Annotated in this window: 15 protein-coding genes and 1 pseudogene; 12 read left to right on the forward strand and 4 right to left on the reverse strand. The window is 72.2% G+C overall.

Going from position 1 to position 17,380, the window contains the following annotated elements; genetic code table 11:
* Positions 1–1,190, reverse strand: a pseudogene (locus ABT336_RS23030) (hypothetical protein); the annotation flags it as partial.
* Between the two features lie 216 nt (positions 1,191–1,406).
* On the opposite strand from ABT336_RS23030, the gene ABT336_RS23035 reads away from it, so the two are divergent.
* The 8 genes from ABT336_RS23035 to ABT336_RS23070 all read left to right on the forward strand — a co-directional run bounded on the left by ABT336_RS23035 (position 1,407) and on the right by ABT336_RS23070 (position 11,204).
* Positions 1,407–3,392: a TIGR03960 family B12-binding radical SAM protein gene (locus tag ABT336_RS23035; RefSeq protein WP_350898945.1), complete on the forward strand. Its 1,986-nt coding sequence runs from the start codon at positions 1,407–1,409 to the stop codon at positions 3,390–3,392.
* Positions 3,393–3,575: 183 nt separating this feature from the next.
* Positions 3,576–4,295 carry a TIGR03936 family radical SAM-associated protein gene (locus tag ABT336_RS23040; protein WP_350898972.1) on the forward strand — a complete coding sequence of 240 codons (720 nt, stop codon included), beginning with the start codon at positions 3,576–3,578 and terminating at the stop codon, positions 4,293–4,295.
* A 130-nt stretch (positions 4,296–4,425) separates the two neighbouring features.
* Complete coding sequence (locus ABT336_RS23045; RefSeq protein ID WP_350898946.1) at positions 4,426–7,671, forward strand: Rne/Rng family ribonuclease; 3,246 nt, start codon at positions 4,426–4,428, stop codon at positions 7,669–7,671.
* 114 nt (positions 7,672–7,785) lie between these two features.
* Positions 7,786–8,253: a hypothetical protein gene (locus ABT336_RS23050; RefSeq protein ID WP_350898948.1), complete on the forward strand. Its 468-nt coding sequence runs from the start codon at positions 7,786–7,788 to the stop codon at positions 8,251–8,253.
* 219 nt (positions 8,254–8,472) lie between these two features.
* A complete protein-coding gene (gene rplU / locus ABT336_RS23055; RefSeq protein WP_350898950.1) occupies positions 8,473–8,787 on the forward strand; it encodes a 50S ribosomal protein L21 in 315 nt (104 codons plus the stop codon).
* An 11-nt stretch (positions 8,788–8,798) separates the two neighbouring features.
* Positions 8,799–9,056 carry a 50S ribosomal protein L27 gene (rpmA, locus tag ABT336_RS23060; RefSeq protein ID WP_350898952.1) on the forward strand — a complete coding sequence of 86 codons (258 nt, stop codon included), beginning with the start codon at positions 8,799–8,801 and terminating at the stop codon, positions 9,054–9,056.
* 127 nt (positions 9,057–9,183) lie between these two features.
* On the forward strand, positions 9,184–10,653 hold the full coding sequence (gene obgE / locus ABT336_RS23065) for a GTPase ObgE (RefSeq protein ID WP_350898954.1): 1,470 nt from the start codon (positions 9,184–9,186) through the stop codon (positions 10,651–10,653).
* A gap of 101 nt (positions 10,654–10,754) precedes the next feature.
* Positions 10,755–11,204, forward strand: a complete 450-nt coding sequence (locus tag ABT336_RS23070; protein ID WP_350898956.1) for a GNAT family N-acetyltransferase — start codon at positions 10,755–10,757, stop codon at positions 11,202–11,204.
* Positions 11,205–11,268: 64 nt separating this feature from the next.
* Here the strand turns inward: ABT336_RS23070 and ABT336_RS23075 are convergent, their stop codons facing one another.
* From ABT336_RS23075 to ABT336_RS23085, 3 genes are all read right to left on the reverse strand, one after another.
* A complete protein-coding gene (locus tag ABT336_RS23075) occupies positions 11,269–11,760 on the reverse strand; it encodes a DUF4383 domain-containing protein (RefSeq protein ID WP_350898958.1) in 492 nt (163 codons plus the stop codon).
* Positions 11,761–11,828: 68 nt separating this feature from the next.
* Complete coding sequence (locus ABT336_RS23080; RefSeq protein ID WP_350898960.1) at positions 11,829–13,076, reverse strand: cytochrome P450; 1,248 nt, start codon at positions 13,074–13,076, stop codon at positions 11,829–11,831.
* A gap of 102 nt (positions 13,077–13,178) precedes the next feature.
* On the reverse strand, positions 13,179–13,397 hold the full coding sequence (locus ABT336_RS23085) for a DUF397 domain-containing protein (RefSeq protein WP_350898962.1): 219 nt from the start codon (positions 13,395–13,397) through the stop codon (positions 13,179–13,181).
* Between the two features lie 66 nt (positions 13,398–13,463).
* On the opposite strand from ABT336_RS23085, the gene pepN reads away from it, so the two are divergent.
* The 4 genes from pepN to ABT336_RS23105 all read left to right on the forward strand — a co-directional run.
* Positions 13,464–15,983 (forward strand): aminopeptidase N, encoded by a 2,520-nt coding sequence (gene pepN, locus ABT336_RS23090; RefSeq protein ID WP_350898964.1) that lies wholly within the window; start codon positions 13,464–13,466, stop codon positions 15,981–15,983.
* A 101-nt stretch (positions 15,984–16,084) separates the two neighbouring features.
* Complete coding sequence (nadD, locus tag ABT336_RS23095) at positions 16,085–16,684, forward strand: nicotinate-nucleotide adenylyltransferase (RefSeq protein WP_350898966.1); 600 nt, start codon at positions 16,085–16,087, stop codon at positions 16,682–16,684.
* A 106-nt stretch (positions 16,685–16,790) separates the two neighbouring features.
* Positions 16,791–17,198, forward strand: coding sequence for a ribosome silencing factor (rsfS, locus tag ABT336_RS23100; protein ID WP_350898968.1), 408 nt, complete (start codon positions 16,791–16,793; stop codon positions 17,196–17,198).
* On the forward strand, positions 17,195–17,380 hold a 186-nt coding region (locus ABT336_RS23105), incomplete at its 3' end, for a histidine phosphatase family protein (RefSeq protein WP_350898970.1). The genes rsfS and ABT336_RS23105, both read left to right, overlap by 4 nt.

The following is a 17,380-nucleotide window of genomic DNA, read 5'->3' on the forward strand; positions in this document are numbered from 1 at the left end:
TCTTTACCTACTAGTTGCTCTTCCGATTTGGACCCCGTCCGTGGTCGCGGCACCGGAGGCCCCCCGGGGCGGGTCTGGGCCGGCGGGTAGGGCCAGGGCTCGGCGGGCCGGTACGGGTACTGCGGTTCGGCGGCCGCCCCGGTCGACGGGTACTGGTGCGCCTCGGCGCCGGTGTGCCGGTACGCCTCCGGCGGGGTGCGCGGGTACGCCTCCGGCGGGGTGCGCGGGTACGCCTCGGGTGGGGTGTGCGGCGGCTCGGACCAGGCCGGTTCCGGCGTCGCCGGGCGCTGCGGACCCGGATCCTGTGCGACGGGGAAGTGGGTCGTCGGGGGCAGGGCGGGATACCCGGTCGACGGCAGCTGCCAGCCGCTGGTGTCCGCACCCGCCCACGGGTCCACCGGGGTCAGCTCCTCCACCGGGGTCTGCTCGGGCGGCGGGGTCTGCTGGTGCGGCGGGGTCGGGGGCGCAGGCGGCGGGGTCGGCCTGACGGACTCCCAGAACCGGCGTCGCGGGGTCGGCGGGGGGACGGCGGCGGAGCCGCTCACCCGGCCGCCGTGCAGCTCCTCGGGCGGCCCGTCCCACATCCGGGTCCGCGGCATCCCGGGGTCCTCGGCCGCACCCGCGTCGGGCGTCCCGGTCACTGCGGTCCGGTCGGTTCCGGCACCGGATGCGCCGGTCGGGGCGTTCTGGTCCGTTCCGGCGTCGGCCGTGCCGGTGACGATGGTCCGCTCCGGTCCGGCCTCAGGGGTCCCGGTTGCGACACTCCGGTCGGGTCCGGTGTCGGCCCCGCCGCCGTCGGTGACGGGTGGTCCGGCCGGAGCCTCGACCTGCCGGGTCGCCTCGGGACCGACGTCGACCCGGGTCGGATCGGCGACGGGCTCGGGACCGTCGGTCGGCGTTCGCGGCCGGGGACCTCCGTCGGGTGGCTCGGGCAGGTCGTCGGTCGGCGTGGGCGGCTCGTCGGTGCGGGACGCCGGCCCGGCAGGCGGGACGTTCTCCTGCCCTGACGGGGTGGGGTGGGCGTCCACCGTCGGCAGTTCCCGGGTGCCCTGCGGCCCGGTGCGGGAACCGTCGGTCGGTGGTACGGGGGGTGGCGGCGGACCGTCGGCGGCCGCAGGATCGCGGCCCGGACCCGTCACCGGGGTGGCCCCCTCCGCCGGCCGGTCGGATTCCGGCTGCGGCTGCGGCATCGCGGCAATCTCCTCTCGCGCCGGTTGCGAGGTTAGTACCGGCGTGCCAGAGCCACGAACCCGCCCGTCCGCCCGCCGGGCCGCACCCCCGCCGTCCAGCGCAACTGCATCCGACCGGCTCGCCGACGCCGGTCAGGGTCGCAGTCGGTGCCTCACCCGTCACGGGTCAGCGGTGCGGCGCGATGCCCGGCGGGTGGGCGCGTACCCTTGGGGTCCATGAGCGTCCCGTCGACCACGCCGCGTCCTGTCGCGACGAACTCCGTCTGGCCCCTCCTGGAGCCGCTGCTGCCCCAGGTCACCAAGCCCATCCAGTACGTCGGTGGCGAGCTGGGTGCGGTGGTCAAGGGCTGGGACGAGGCGACCGTCCGGTGGGCGTTGATGTATCCCGACGCCTACGAGGTGGGGTTGCCCAACCAGGGCGTGCAGATCCTCTACGAGGTTCTCAACGAGCTGCCCGACGTGCTTGCCGAGCGGACGTACGCGGTCTGGCCGGACCTGGAGGCGCTGATGCGCGCCAACGGGGTGCCGCAGTTCACCGTCGACGCGCACCGTTCGGTGCGGGACTTCGACATGTTCGGCGTCTCGTTCGCCACCGAGCTGGGCTACACCAACCTGCTCACCGCCATCGACCTGGCCGGCGTACCGCTGCTGGCGGTCGACCGGACCGACGCCGACCCGGTGATCGTGGCCGGTGGGCACGCGGCGTTCAACCCGGAGCCGATCGCCGACTTCGTCGACGCCGCCGTCCTCGGTGACGGCGAGGAGGCGGTGCTGGAGATCACCGCGATCGTCCGGGAGTGGAAGGCTGAGGGGTCCCCGGGGGGACGGGACGAGCTGCTGCTGCGGCTGGCCCGGACGGAGAGCGTCTACGTGCCCCGCTTCTACGACGTCGACTACCTCCCGGACGGCCGGATCCAGCGGGTGGTGCCGAACCGGGCGGACGTGCCGTTCCGGGTGCACAAGCGCACGACAATGGACCTGGACGCCTGGCCGTACCCGAAGAAGCCCCTGGTGCCGCTCGCCGAGACGGTGCACGAGCGGTACGCGGTGGAGATCTTCCGGGGCTGCACCCGGGGGTGCCGGTTCTGCCAGGCGGGCATGATCACCCGCCCGGTACGGGAGCGGTCGATCACCACGGTGGGCCAGATGGTGCAGCAGGGGCTGGAGTTCTCCGGCTTCCACGAGGTGGGTCTGCTGTCGTTGTCCTCGGCCGACCACTCCGAGATCGGTGACATGTGCTCGGGCCTGGCCCAGCAGTACGAGGGCACCAACGTGTCGCTGTCGCTGCCCTCGACCCGGGTGGACGCGTTCAACATCGACCTGGCCCAGGAGCTGTCCCGCAACGGTCGACGGACCGGCCTGACCTTCGCCCCGGAGGGCGGGTCGGAGCGGATCCGGCGTGTGATCAACAAGATGGTCTCGAAGGAGGACCTGATCCGGACGGTGGTCACCGCGTACACCAACGGATGGCGGCAGGTGAAGCTCTACTTCATGTGCGGCCTGCCCAGCGAGACCGACGAGGACGTCCTCGAGATCGCGGAGATGGCACACGAGGTGATCCGGGCCGGTCGGGCGGCGACCGGGTCGAAGGACATCCGCTGCACCGTCTCGATCGGCGGGTTCGTGCCGAAGCCGCACACCCCGTTCCAGTGGGCTCCGATGGACCGGCCGGAGGTGATCGACGGTCGACTCAGGCTGCTCAAGCAGGCGATCAACGCCGACCGGTCGCTGGGCCGGGCGATCGGCTTCAGGTACCACGACGGTGAGCCGTCCCTGATCGAGGGCCTGCTGTCGCGGGGGGACCGTCGGGTCGGGGCGGTCATCCGCCGGGTCTGGGAGAACGGCGGCCGGTTCGACGGCTGGAGCGAGCACTTCTCGTTCCGGCGGTGGGCCGACGCCGCCGACGAGGTGCTGCCCACCTTCGGCGTGAACCTGGACTGGTACACCACCCGGGAGCGGGAGGAACTGGAGGTCCTGCCCTGGGACCACCTGGACTCCGGCCTGGACAAGGACTGGCTCTGGCAGGACTGGCAGGACGCCATGAGCGAGTACGAGCAGGACGACTGCCGGTGGACCCCGTGTTTCGACTGCGGCGTCTGCCCGTCGATGGACACCGAGATCCAGATCGGCCCGACGGGCCAGAAGCTGTTGCCGCTGACCCCGGTCAACGGCAACGGTATGAAGGTTCCCAGTCACCCCTGACATTCACCCACCAGCCCACCGTCCCGTACCCCTCGCGGTCGGTCTTCGGGTGTGTGCGTCGGGCCGACGCGTGCGCCGACGCCGCCCGTGACGACCGGTGTGACGGGCCGAACGAGGAGCACGACGATCAGCAGGAAACCACAGCCGGAGGGCGGCCAGGCACCGGTCGTCCAGAAGGTCCGGATCCGGTACGCCAAGCGGGGGCCGCTGCGCTTCACCTCGCACCGTGACTTCGCCCGGGCCTTCGAGCGGTCCCTGCGCCGGGCGGGTGTGCCGATCGCCTACTCCCAGGGGTTCACCCCGCACCCCAAGATCTCGTACGCGAGCGCGGCCCCCACCGGCGTGGCAAGCGAGGCGGAGTACCTGGAGATCGGACTCCGGGCACCTGTGGAGCCGGAGGCGTTGTGTCGGGCACTCGACGCTGCGCTCTCGCCGGGGCTCGACGTCCTGGACGCCGTGGTGGCCGGCGGGGGCAGTCTTGCCGACCGGATCGAGGCGTCGCACTGGCGGATCGAGTTGCCGGGTGTCGACCCGCAGGTGTTGGAGAAGGCGGTGGCCGCCTTCACCACCGCCGGTGAGGTGCAGGTCGAGCGGATGACCAAGCAGGGACGCCGGACGTTCGACGCCCGGGGTGCGGTGATTCGGATGGATACGGCGGGTCCGGTGGCGACGCCTTCCGTGGACGCGGCCGTACCGTGTGCGATACTCGAACTGGTCGTACGGCAGGTCACCCCCTCCGTCCGGCCCGATGACGTCCTTAGCGGCCTCCGCGTGGTGGCCGACCTGGAGCCGCCGGTGTCACCACGGGTGACCCGCCTGGCGCAGGGCACGCTGACCGCGCAGGGTGCGATCGTGGATCCGTTGGAAGCGGACCGCGACAGGGCAACCATCGGCGAGCACTGACCGACGGTCGGAGCTCGATGTAGGCAGACTTCGGCGGTCGTGCACGTTGCGCGCTCGCGGAAAACTTTTGCGGCGACCCTGCGTGGCAGCGCTCACCCGCGCCCGGGGTAGCCAGAACTGGAGAACGTCCATGCTCGAGAACGAGCCCGAGGGCAGCGAACGGACCGGTTCGGAGCCGGCCGACGACCCCACCATCGACCCCACCGACGGTTCCGCCGAGGCGGCTGTCCCGGCCGACGACGGTGACCCGTCGGGCGCTGCGGAGACCGAGAGCCGAACCCTTACCGGGGCGGCGGAGATCGGTGCACCGAGCGCCGCCGACGAACCCGCCCCGCCCCGACGGACGCGGGCCACCCGACGCCGGGCCACCCCGGTCAGTCCGGCGGAGCAGACCGACGCCCCGGTCGAGGCCTCCACCCAGACCGGGTCGGCCAGCGGCGAGTCCCCCCAGGCGGAGGTGTTCGCCCCGGTCACCGGTGACCTGGAGTCCCTGCCGAAGACCCCGCGCCGCCGCCGTAAGACCACCACCACCCAGAAGGCCACCGAGGAGCCGCTGGTCGCCACCGGGGCGGAGGAGGCCTCCGCGGAGGTCGTACCGCCGGTGAAGGTGACCCGTACCCGTCGGAAGAAGGCCGCCGCGCCGGCCGAGACGCCGCCCGACCTCGACGTGACGCAGACCGGCACCGCCTCGACCGAGCCGGCCGCCGCCCTCGCACCGTCCGCGCCGGCCGAAGAGCCGTCGGCAGTCGTCCCGACCGAGGTGTCGACGGCCGAGCAGGCCACCGGCGAGGCACCGGCCGAGGCGACCGCCGCGGCGACCCGACCCCGGTCCCGTCGGACGCGCACCACCGGTGCGCAGAGCCGGGCCGGTGCGGTTCCCCCGGGTGCCGACGTCGTAGCCCCGGCCGAGGCGGCCCCCGCCGCCGTCGACGCGCCGACCGCTACCGCCCCCGCCGAGCCGCCGGCACCGGCCGGGGAGGCGGTGCCGCCGACAGGGACCGTCGAAGCAGCACCAGAGCCCGAGCCGCGGGCCCGTCGACGCCGGGCCGCCCTCTCCGCCCCCACGGTCCTGTTCATGGCCCCGCAGCCGGAGGAGGTCCCCCCGCCCAGGGTGGTCGAACAACCGCCGACGCCGGTCGAGCCGACGCCGGTGGCCGAGGAGCCGGCCGAGCCGACCCGTCGCCGTCGCCGGGGTCGTCGTGACGCCGAGCCCGCCGAGGTCGTGGAGACCGCCGAGGTCGTCGAGGAGCCGACCGAGGAGGAGTCCGAGGAGACCGACGAGGACGAGGACTTCGACGAGTCCGCCTCCGGTCGGCGTCGGCGTCGGCGTGGACGCCGGGGTCGGGGTCGGGGCAAGGGCGGGGCCGACGACAACGACGACGAGGACTCCGACGAGCCGGCCCAGGCCGAGTCCACGGAGTCCACCGAGTCCGACGCCGAGGAGGGCGACGACGAGGAGGAGGACGGTGGCGACGGGCTGACCCGGCGTCGTCGTCGCCGCCGTCGCCGGGGCTCCGGCGAGGCGGAGGGGGTCAGCGACGACGGTGTGCCGACCGTGGTCAAGATCCGCGAGCCGCGTAAGGCCGTCGACGAGGTCCAGGGAGTGTCCGGCTCCACCCGGCTGGAGGCCAAGCGCCAGCGTCGCCGGGACGGCCGGGAACAGCGCCGGACCCGTCCACCGATCCTGAGCGAGTCGGAGTTCCTGGCCCGCCGCGAGGCGGTGGACCGGCAGATGGCGGTACGCCAGCGCGGTGACCGGACCCAGATCGCCGTCCTGGAGGACGGGGTCCTGGTCGAGCACTATGTCACCCGGAACTCCTCCGGCACCATGGCCGGCAACGTCTACCTGGGCAAGGTGCAGAACGTCCTGCCCAGCATGGAGGCGGCCTTCGTCGACATCGGCCGGGGTCGCAACGCCGTCCTGTACGCCGGTGAGGTGAACTGGGACACCACCGGCCTGGAGGGCCGGGCCCGCTCGATCGAGCAGGCGCTGCGCTCCGGCGACTCGGTGCTGGTGCAGGTCACCAAGGACCCGATCGGGCACAAGGGCGCCCGGCTGACCAGCCACGTCGCGCTCTCCGGTCGGCACCTGGTCTACGTACCGAACGGAAACGCCTCCGGGATCAGCCGCAAGCTGCCGGACACCGAGCGCAAGCGGCTGCGGGACGCGCTCAAGAAGCTGGTCCCCGACGGCGCCGGGGTGATCGTCCGTACCGCCGCCGAGGGGGCGAGCGAGGACGAGCTGGCCCGCGACGTCAAGCGCCTCCAGGCCCAGTGGGAGGACATCCAGGCCAAGGCGACCGAGGGCGGTGCCCCGGTGCTGCTGTACGGGGAGCCCGACCTGGTCATCCGGGTGGTCCGGGACCTGTTCAACGAGGACTTCCGTGAGCTCGTCATCGAGGGCGACGAGGCGTACGGCATGGTCGAGTCGTACCTGTCGCACGTCTCGCCGGACCTGGTGACGCGGCTGCGCCGGCACGCCGGGACGACCGACGTCTTCGCCGAGTACCGCATCGACGAGCAGATCCTCAAGGGGCTCGACCGCAAGGTCTTCCTGCCCTCCGGCGGTCACCTGGTGATCGACCGGACCGAGGCGATGACTGTTGTCGACGTCAACACCGGCAAGTACACCGGTGCGGGCGGCAACCTGGAGGAGACGGTCACCCGTAACAACCTGGAGGCCGCCGAGGAGATCGTCCGTCAGCTGCGGCTGCGGGACATCGGTGGCATCGTGGTGATCGACTTCATCGACATGGTCCTGGAGTCCAACCGGGAGCTGGTGCTGCGCCGGCTCACCGAGTGCCTGGGGCGGGACCGGACCAAGCACCAGGTCACCGAGATCACCTCGCTCGGGCTGGTCCAGATGACCCGTAAGCGGATCGGCGCGGGGCTGCTGGAGGCGTTCAGCGAGACCTGCGAGTGCTGCAAGGGCCGGGGTCTGATCATGCACACCGAGCCGGTGCCGGAGAAGCCCCGCTCCGGTGGGGGCGGCGGTGGTGGCGAACGCGACCGGGTGAAGGCTGTCGCGTCCACAGTCACCGCCCCGGCCGAGTCGGCAGGTGGCGGCTCGTCCCGCCGCAAGGGCCGGCGGGGTGCCCAGCCGGAGCGGACCGTTGTCGAGGTGGCCGAGCCCGCCGAGACCACCGAGGCCGTCGGCACCGACGCCGGGTACCACGACACCATGGGGTACGACCTGTCCCGATACGAGACGGAGACCCCGGCGGCCGTCGACGTCGCTGACGCCCAGACCGGCGAGTCGGCCCGGCTCGCGGCCCCTGACGACCCGGACGCGCTCGGCGACGGCGAGGTCGAGTCGGACGGCAACGGTCGGCGCCGGTCGCGCCGGGGCGGCACCCGGCGGCGTACCCGCCCGTGACGGACGGTCGAAGATCGTGACAGGGCCCCTTCTCCGCTACCGCGGGGGAGGGGCCCTGTCGTATCGTCCAACCCCGTCCACCGGCCTGACCGGTCACCCCGGCTAGGAGAACTCATGCGTCGCCTGATCGCCACCACCGTTGCGCCCCTCGTCCTGCTCGCCGTGACCGGCTGCACCGACTCCGGTTCCGGCCCGCCGGACGCCGCCGGTGCCTCCCCGGTCGCCCCGGCGGCCAGCCTGCCGTCGGTGGGAGCCAGCGCCTCCGAGGTCTGTACGGCCGCCCAGCGGGCCGGGTCGTCGGCGGTGCAGACGTACGTCGACGAGCTGGGCCTGATGATGGCCGCTACCGGTGCGGACGACACCTCCGGGGCGCAGGCCGCCCGGCAGCGGGCCGAGGAGGCCCTGACCGGCTGGCGGACCACGTTGCGGGAGCTGTCCACCAGGGCGACCGATCCGCCGCTGAAGACCCTGCTCACCGACATGGCCGACGAGGTCGAGGCGAAGGGTGCCGATGTCGACGAGCTGGACGAGACCGAGCTGGACCGGCTCCAGCAGCGCCTGGACCAGCTCTGCCGCAAGTAGGGCGGCCCGGCCGAAACCCCCAGGGCCGAGCGCCGATCCGGGCTGCCGGGCCGACCAGGGGGTGGGCGGTTTGGGTGTCCGGCCACCGATGGCGTAGGCTATCTTGCGGCGCACTTTGGTGTGCCGAGTTCTCGCTGCCCGGGCCGCCGTGCCCACACCACCGGCGTGCCGTGGCGGGAACGACCGCCAGCAGCCTCAACGACAGGGAGTCCGCCTCCGATGTACGCGATCGTCAAGACCGGCGGCAAGCAGTACAAGGTCGCCGAGGGCGACGTGATCGAGGTCGAGAAGCTCGTCGGTGCCCCCGGCGACGCGGTGCAGCTCACCGCGGTGCTCCTCGTCGACGGTGACGACCTGGTGACCGACGCGACCAAGCTTGCCGAGGTCGCGGTGTCCGGCGAGATCGCGGCCCACACCAAGGGCCCGAAGATCCGGATCCACAAGTTCAAGAACAAGACCGGCTACCACAAGCGCCAGGGTCACCGCCAGCCGTTGACCCAGGTCAAGGTGACCGGCATCTCCAGCGGGAAGTAGGTCGTCCTCAGATGGCTCACAAAAAGGGTGCGTCCAGCTCGCGTAACGGCCGTGACTCAGCGGCCCAGCGGCTCGGCGTGAAGCGCTTCGGTGGTCAGGTGGTCAGCGCGGGTGAGATCCTCATCCGGCAGCGGGGCACCAAGTTCCACCCCGGTGACCTGGTCGGCCGTGGCGGCGACGACACGCTCTTCGCGCTGGCGCCGGGCTCGGTCCTGTTCGGTACCAAGCGCGGTCGCAAGACCGTCAGCATCGTACCGGCGCAGCAGTAGTTTTCCGGCGAAGCGGGCCGCGGACCTGGGGTCCCGGCCCGCTTCGCCATTTCCGGCGGTACGGCGGACTCCTCTGACCGGGCCGGTTCGCGCACGTGGGGCCTGACCCCGAGGAGAGGATTGCGACGTGACGACGTTCGTTGACCGGGTCGTCCTGCACCTGCAGGCCGGCGACGGCGGGCACGGTTGTGTCTCGGTCCACCGGGAGAAGTTCAAGCCCTTCGGCGGCCCGGACGGGGGCAACGGCGGGCACGGTGGCAGCGTCTCCCTCGTGGTCGACCCGCAGGTGCACACGCTGCTCGACTTCCACTTCCGGCCGCACGTCAAGGCCGAGAACGGTAAGGGTGGCGCGGGCTCGAACCGGGACGGCGGCAACGGCCGGGACCTGGTCATCAAGGTTCCCAACGGCACCGTGGTCCAGACCACCGACGGGACCGTCCTGGCCGACCTGGTCGGGGTCGGCACCACCATCGAGGTGGCCCGGGGTGGCCGGGGCGGCCGGGGCAACGCCTCGCTCGCCAACGCCCGACGCAAGGCACCCGGCTTCGCCGAGCTGGGCGAGCCCGGGGACCGGCTCGACGTGGTGTTGGAGCTCAAGAGCGTCGCCGACGTGGGGCTGGTCGGGTTCCCGTCGGCCGGCAAGTCGTCGCTGATCTCCGTCCTGTCGGCGGCCAAGCCGAAGATCGCCGACTACCCGTTCACCACGCTGGTCCCCAACCTCGGGGTGGTCCGGGTGGACAACCACACCTTCACCGTCGCCGACGTGCCGGGCCTGATCCCCGGTGCGGCCACCGGCAAGGGGCTGGGGTTGGAGTTCCTGCGGCACATCGAGCGGTGCGCGGTGCTGGTGCACGTGATCGACACCGCCACGCTGGAGCCCGGCCGGGACCCGGTCGCCGACATCGACGCCATCGAGGCCGAACTCGCCGAGTACGGCGGGCTCGGCGACCGCCCCCGCCTGGTGGCCCTGAACAAGATCGACGTGCCGGACGGGCGGGACCTGGCCGACATCGTCCGACCCGACCTGGACGCCCGTGGCCTGCAGGTCTTCGAGGTCTCCGCCGCCACCCGCGAGGGGCTCAAGGAGCTGACGTACGCGATGGCCGAGCTGGTGGAGCAGTTCCGGGCGGCGACTCCGGTGGAGGAGCCGACCCGGATCGTGATCCGGCCCAGGGCGGTCGACGACGCCGGGTTCACCATCGAGGCCCAGGCGGACGGGTCGTTCACCGTACGGGGTGACCGGCCGGAGCGCTGGGTGCGGCAGACCATGTTCGACAACGACGAGGCAGTCGGATACCTGGCGGACCGGCTGGCCCGGCTCGGGGTGGAGGACCAGCTCAAGAAGGCCGGTGCCGAACCGGGCGACCTGGTCCGGATCGGGGACCGGGAGTTCGACTGGCAGCCGACGCTCTACGCCGGCGAGGAGTTCGTGCCCGGCAACCGGGGTACCGACCGTCGACTCGAGGAGCAGCCGACCCGGCAGTCGGCAGCGGAGCGGTTGGCAGCCCGCAAGGCCCGTCGGCAGCGCCCCGCCGACGAGGCGGAGCCGACCGGGGATCCGGACGGGGAACCGACGCCTGACGACGACGGAGAGTGATCAACAGGCCGGTCGGTGCGACCCCGGGTGGACCTTTCGTCGCCGTTATGGGGACGGATGCCGGAAACCTTCGCGAAATCCACGCCACCTACCGTGACCGAATGCTGATCGAGTTCCGCCCCGCCACCGACCCGGAGATCCTGGCACTGGTCACCGCCCAGCAGTACGAGCTGCGAGTCGCCGACGGCGGGTTGGACGGCCAGGTCACTGTGACCCGTGACGACATCGACTACCTGGTCGTCGTGGTCGGTGGGCGGGTGGTCGCCTGTGGCGGGATCCAGCGGCTCGACGCGGTGACCGGGGAGCTGAAGCGGATGTACGTCCGACCGGCGTACCGGGGCCGGGGCGTGGCCCGGGCGCTGCTGGTAGCGATGGAGGAACTGGCCTTCGGCCGGGGCTACCAGACCCTCTGCCTGGAGACCGGGACGTACCTGCCCGCCGCGATCGGGCTCTACACCTCCTGCGGGTACGAGCCGATCCCGGTCTACGGCGAGTACGTCGACAACCCGTACAGCGTCTGCTTCGCCAAACGTCTGCCGGTGGCGGCCTGACAGCAGGCGGGACCGGGACCGGGACCGTCGGCCGTCTGCGGTCGGGGGTGTGGTCGGGCTGCGGTCAGGGGCGGTCGACGGGCCGGTCGAGCGTCCCCCCGGTGGCACCGGCACCGGCGGAGAGCAGCAGCCCCAGCAGCACCATGCCCAGGCCGAGCCCGAGGTGCAGGAAGTTGTCGGCACCGTTGACCGGCAGGAAGTTCGCCGGTTGGTCCGCGTCGTGCTCCACCACCAGCCCGTACAGCCAGAGCAGCAGGTAGACGGCACCACCGGCGGTCAGGTACACCCGGGACCCGGCCACGGTGCGGGCGAACAACAGCCCCACCAGCCCGAAGACCAGGTGCACCGCGTTGTGCAGGATCGACACCTGGAACACCCCGAGCAGCTTCGCCCCGGACTCGTGCCCGGCGAAGGTCATCTCGTCGTACCCGGTGGTGACTCCGGGGACGAAACCGAGGATGCCGACGAGCACGAAGACCCCGGCCACCGTGACGGCGGCGGCCCGAATCCGGGACCGACCCACCGCCGGGGAGTGCCCGCGCCTACCCCGCCCCATCGACGTCACCTCCGCGATCCATCCTGAACCTCGTCGACGTCGGGCGCAGAGGAACGGCGAAGACCGGGTCAGCCGGTACGCCGTACGCCGGTCAGCACGAAGCCGCTCGGCGGCAGGGTCGGAATCCGGCGCAGGTTCACCCTCAGGTTCTGCGGCGGTACGTCGTACCGGATGGCCTCGGTCAGGATGGTCACCGCCCGCTTCATCAGCTCGATGGTGATCCACTCACCGGCGCACCGGTGCCCGGCGAGGTGCTCCCCGCCGCCCTGGGCGACGAACGCGTACCTGTCGCCACGCCAGTTGGCGAACCGGTCGGGTCGGAACCGGTCCGGCTCCGGCCACAGATCCGGGTGGTGGTTCGTGCCGTACAGGTCGAGCAGGACCCGCCGGCCCCGGGGGAAGTGGTAGCCCTGCCAGTCGAAGTCACGCCGGACCCGGGCGGCCACCACCGGGAAGAAGGGGTAGAAGCGGCGGACCTCCTGGACGAAGCACTCGGTGGCCTCCTCGCTGGCCCGGACCCGCTGCCGCCACTGCGGGTTCTCGTGCAGGGCGAGGGCGGCGAAGACGACGTACCGGTCCACCGCCACCGTGGGGCGCAGGAGGTTGAGCAGTTCGACGGCGGCGATCCGGCGGGGCAACAGGCGTCCGTGCGGGTCGCGGTGGGCGGCGACGGCGGCCAGGGCGCTGCCCGGCGGTGCCGGCAACGCCCCGGTGCGGGTCCGCTCGACGACGTCGGCCAGCCACCGTTCGGCCCGGCGGCGGGCGGCCAGACCGCGCCAGTGCCGGGGACCGAGCGCCGCCGGGGCGGCGATCATCGCGTGCAGGTCGGCGGTACGCCGGTCCACTGCCGACGGGGCCAGGGGGACGCCCGCCCAGGCGTGGACCGCCCGGGTGAGCATCCGTGCCACCTCGTCGCGCAGCACCACCCGCCGGGTGCGTTCCCAGACCGGGATCCGGGCCCGCCACTCGTCGTCGAAGAGCTGACCCAGGTGCCGGACCGCGGACGGGGTCATCAACGACATGAACATCGCCTTGCGGTTGCGGTGGGCCGGGCCGTCCAGCCCCTGCACCCCGCCGACGCCCACCAGGGTCCGTTGGCCGCGTCTCGGGGTGGCACCGTGCCGCTCGAACCGGTCGGTGTCGTAGAACAACACGGCACCGGGGCGCCCACGCAGGCAGATGGTCCGCTCCAGCAACAGCCGGGTCTGGAACACGTCGCTGCCGATCCGCTCACAGCGGTCGCCGATGAACCGGTACCCCTCACGGAGGAAGGCGAGGCTGCTCTCCGGGCTGGGATCCGCCGGGATCGTGGCCATCCGGTCCTCCTGACGCGGGGGTGACCGGAGTTCCGGCCGGCCGAGCGGCTCGGCCGCGGGGGTCTACCCCGGTTCGGGCCGGGCAATCCCCTTCGCGACGGGTCAGTCCAGGTCGAACTCGCCGTCCTGCGCCCCGGCGACGAAGGCGTCCCACTCGGCCTGGGTGAAGACCAGCACCGGGCCCTCCGGCTCGGCCGAGTTGCGCATCCCGATGAGGTCGTCGACGAAGGCCACCTCGACCGCGCTGTCGGAGTCGTCCCCCTCGGCGCGCTGCCAGACCGCCCGGGAGAGGTCGAAATCGCCCTTGGGGTGGTGACTCATCGTTCGTCCTCCATCATGAAGCGTGATGGGGAACGCGTTCGGTTCCCCATCGGGCAGGATAAGCGGATGCCGAGCCTGACCCGTGTAGAGGCGACCGCGCGTGGCGCGTTGATTACCGTCACGTCCTATCAGGTGGACATCGACCTCACCGGGGACGGGGACCGGTTCCGGTCCCGGGTGACCATCCGGTTCCGGGCCCGACCGCAGACCGAGACCTTCGTCGAGGTCCGGCCCGCGAGACTGCTGGCGGTACGCCTCAACGACGCCGACCTCGATCCGGCGACGTTGACCGACAACCGGCTGACCCTGCCCGGCCTGCGGGTCGAGAACACGCTCACCGTCGAGGCGGAGATGGCGTACTCGAACACCGGGGAGGGAATGCACCGGTTCGTCGATCCGGCCGACGGCGAGACGTACCTCTACGCGATGTCCTTCCTCGACGAGGTGCAGCGCATCTTCGCCGCCTTCGACCAGCCCGACCTCAAGGCACCTGTCACCCTGTCGGTCACCGCCCCGCCGACCTGGACCGTCGCGGCGAACGGGGCGCTCGCCGCCAACCCGTCCCCCGGGCGGTGGGAGTTCGCCCCGACCGAGCCGATCGCCACGTACCTGTTCTCCCTGGTGGCCGGGGCCTGGCACGTCCGGCAGGACAGCCACGACGGGATCCCGCTGGCGGTCTACTGCCGGCGTTCGCTCGCCGCGTACCTGGACGCCGACCTCGACGAGATCCTCACCGTGACCCGGCAGTGCCTGGACCGGTTCCACCAGCTCTTCGCCGAGCGCTACCCGTTCGGCAAGTACGACCAGGCGTTCGTGCCCGAGTTCAACGCCGGGGCCATGGAGAACCCGGGGCTGGTGACCTTCCGCGACGACTACGTGTTCCGGTCGGTGGTGACCGAGGCGGAACGGGAACGCCGGGCGACCACGATCGCGCACGAGATGGCCCACATGTGGTTCGGTGACCTGGTCACCATGCGGTGGTGGGACGACCTGTGGTTGAACGAGTCGTTCGCCGAGTACCTCGGCACCCGGGTCACCGCCGAGGCGACCCGGTTCGACAGGGCCTGGACCACCTTCGCCCTGCGGCGCAAGGCCTGGGGCTACGCGGCCGACCAGCGTCCCTCCACCCATCCGGTGGCCCCGCAGGAGGTGACAGACGCGGCCGAGGGGCTGCTCAACTTCGACGGCATCTCGTACGCCAAGGGGGCGGCCGTCCTGCGGCAACTGGTGGCCTGGCTCGGTGACGACGCCTTCCTCGCCGGGCTGAACGCGCACTTCGCGGCCCACCGGTTCGGCAACGCCACCCTCACCGACCTGCTGACCAACCTCGGTGCGGCAAGCGGGCGGGACCTGACCGGCTGGGCCGAGGTGTGGCTGCGTCGGGCGCAGGTCAACACCGTACGGACCGTGGTCGCCGTGGACGCCGAGGGCCGGTACGCCGGGGCGAAGCTGGTGCAGACGGCCCCCGCCTCGCATCCGGTGCTGCGTCCGCACCGGATCCGGGTCGGTCGGCACCACGCCGACGGCACCGTGATCCAGGACGAACTGGATCTCGACCCGGCGGTCGACGGCGGGGAGACGGTCCTCACCGGCCTGGTCGGCGCCCCTGTGCCCCGGCTCCTGCTGCCCAACGACGGGGACCTCACCTTCGCCAAGGTCAGGCTCGACCCGGCCTCGGTGGACGCCCTGCCGTCGGTCCTGCCCACGCTGGCCGACCCGCTGAGCCGGGCGGTGGTGTGGGGTGCGGTGATCGACGCGGTGACCGACGGCGAACTTCCCGTCGCCGACCTGGTCCGGCTGGTCGAGGTGGCGTTGCCCGCCGAGTCCGAGGTGGCGATCGTCGAGGACGTCCTGAGGCTCGGTCGCTCGCTGCTGGACCGCTACCTGGAGCCCGACGCCCGGGACGCGGCGTCGGCGGTGACGGCGGGCACCTGCGGGCGGATCATGGCGGACGCCCCGCCCGGCGGGTCCGTCCAGTTGGCCGCCGCCCACGGGCTGATCGCGGTCGGCACCGACGCGGACCTGTTGGCCGGTTGGCTGGCCGGGCGGCAGGTGCCGGCGGGGCTGACAGTCGACGCGGAGCTGCGCTGGGCGGTGCTGCGCCGGTTGGTGGTCCTCGGCGCGGCGGGGGCGACCGAGATCGAGGTGGAGGCGGCGGCCGATCCGAGCGCCAACGGTGCCGAGTGGGCGGCCCGGTGCCGGGCCGCACTGCCCGAGGTGGCGGCCAAGGAGGCGGCTTGGGAGATCATCACCCGGGACACCGATCGGTCCAACCGTCTGGTGGAGGCCGCCGCGAGGGGTTTCTGGGCACCGGAGCAGGCGGACCTGACCTCGGTCTACGTCGAGCGGTACTTCACCGACATGCCGGCTGCGGCGCGGCGGCGTACCCCGTGGGTGGCCGAGGAGGTCGCCCACCTCGCCTATCCCCGCTACGCGGTGGCGCAGAGCACCAGGGAGTCGGCCGCGGCGCTGCTGGCCCGCGACGACCTGACTCCCGGGCTGCGCCGGGTGGTGGTCGACGAGGACGACGACCTGCGCCGGGCGCTGCTGGCGCGGACCGCGTCGGCAGCGATCGTGGCCGTCTGACGGGTGCCCCCCTCGGGCAGGACGGGGGTCGTCGCCCGCAGCGCGTGTCCGGTCCGGGTGCCCGGGGTCGGTAGACCGGATGCGGCGCATACGATCATCGGGTGGCGGAACACAACCGACGAGTCGGGATCATGGGCGGCACCTTCGACCCGATCCACCACGGTCACCTGGTGGCGGCCAGTGAGGTGGCGAACCGGTTCGGGCTCGACGAGGTGGTGTTCGTGCCCACCGGGCAGCCGTGGCAGAAGGCGGACACCCCGGTCAGCCCGGCCGAGGACCGGTACCTGATGACGGTGATCGCCACCGCCTCGAACCCGGACTTCCGGGTCAGCAGGGTCGACGTCGACCGGGACGGGCCGACGTACACCGTCGACACCCTGCGGGACCTCCAGGCCGAGTACGGGCCGGACACCCAGCTGTTCTTCATCACCGGGGCCGACGCGTTGGGGCGGATCCTGTCCTGGAAGAACCTCGCGGAGATCTTCGAGCTGGCCCACTTCATCGGGGTGACCCGGCCCGGTTTCCAGCTCACCGACGACCACCTGCCGGCCGACACGGTCAGCCTGGTCCAGGTGCCGGCGATGGCCATCTCGTCGACCGACTGCCGCGCCCGGGTCACCAGGGGCGAACCGGTGTGGTACCTGGTCCCGGACGGTGTGGTGCAGTACATCGCCAAACGTGGCCTGTACCAGGAGAAATAGCTGCCCGTACGGGGCCTTCGCCCCGGTATGTGGGTAAATCGGGCGCGTCGGTACGACGCGGCGTGTGAGACGCTTGAAGCCTCGCACGATTGATCGAAGGAGAACGGTGACAGTTTCCGAACGCGCTCACGAGCTGGCGATCGCCGCCGCCCAGGCCGCCGCCGACAAGAAGGCGCAGGACATCGTCATCATCGACGTGGGCGACCAGCTCGCCATCACCGACGCGTTCGTGCTCGCCGCCGCACCGAACGAGCGTCAGGTGCAGGCGATCGTCGACGCGATCGAGGAGCGCCTGCTCGGCCTGCCGGAGAAGGCCAAGCCGGTCCGGCGCGAGGGTGAGCGGGGCGGACGGTGGGTCCTCCTGGACTACGTCGACATCGTGGTGCACGTCCAGCACACCGAGGAGCGCGAGTTCTACGCTCTCGACCGGCTCTGGAAGGACTGCCCGACCATCCCGTTCGTCGACCGTGACCTGGTCGACGCGGAGGCGTCCGGCCCCACCACTGCCGAATGACCCGGCTGATCGTCTGGCGGCACGGCAACACCGAGTGGAACGCCGCCGGTCGGGTCCAGGGGCAGACTGACGTACCCCTCAACGACCGGGGCCGCGACCAGGCCCGCGCGGCTGCCCCGCTGCTCGCCGCGCTGCGTCCGGACGCCATCGTCTCCAGCGACCTCAGCCGCGCCGCCGACACC

It is taken from the genome of Micromonospora sp. NPDC000207, assembly GCF_040300925.1.
In the GTDB taxonomy this organism is placed as follows: domain Bacteria; phylum Actinomycetota; class Actinomycetes; order Mycobacteriales; family Micromonosporaceae; genus Micromonospora.

Coding starts and splice junctions, on each gene's coding strand:
- ABT336_RS23050 (WP_350898948.1), top strand. CDS start 7,786: ATGCGTCGCCTGATCGCCACCACCGTTGCGCCCCTCGTCCTGCTCGCC.
- ABT336_RS23070 (WP_350898956.1), top strand. CDS start 10,755: ATGCTGATCGAGTTCCGCCCCGCCACCGACCCGGAGATCCTGGCACTG.
- ABT336_RS23075 (WP_350898958.1), bottom strand. CDS start 11,760: ATGGGGCGGGGTAGGCGCGGGCACTCCCCGGCGGTGGGTCGGTCCCGG.
- rplU (WP_350898950.1), top strand. CDS start 8,473: ATGTACGCGATCGTCAAGACCGGCGGCAAGCAGTACAAGGTCGCCGAG.
- pepN (WP_350898964.1), top strand. CDS start 13,464: ATGCCGAGCCTGACCCGTGTAGAGGCGACCGCGCGTGGCGCGTTGATT.
- ABT336_RS23035 (WP_350898945.1), top strand. CDS start 1,407: ATGAGCGTCCCGTCGACCACGCCGCGTCCTGTCGCGACGAACTCCGTC.
- rpmA (WP_350898952.1), top strand. CDS start 8,799: ATGGCTCACAAAAAGGGTGCGTCCAGCTCGCGTAACGGCCGTGACTCA.
- ABT336_RS23080 (WP_350898960.1), bottom strand. CDS start 13,076: ATGGCCACGATCCCGGCGGATCCCAGCCCGGAGAGCAGCCTCGCCTTC.
- ABT336_RS23085 (WP_350898962.1), bottom strand. CDS start 13,397: ATGAGTCACCACCCCAAGGGCGATTTCGACCTCTCCCGGGCGGTCTGG.
- ABT336_RS23045 (WP_350898946.1), top strand. CDS start 4,426: ATGCTCGAGAACGAGCCCGAGGGCAGCGAACGGACCGGTTCGGAGCCG.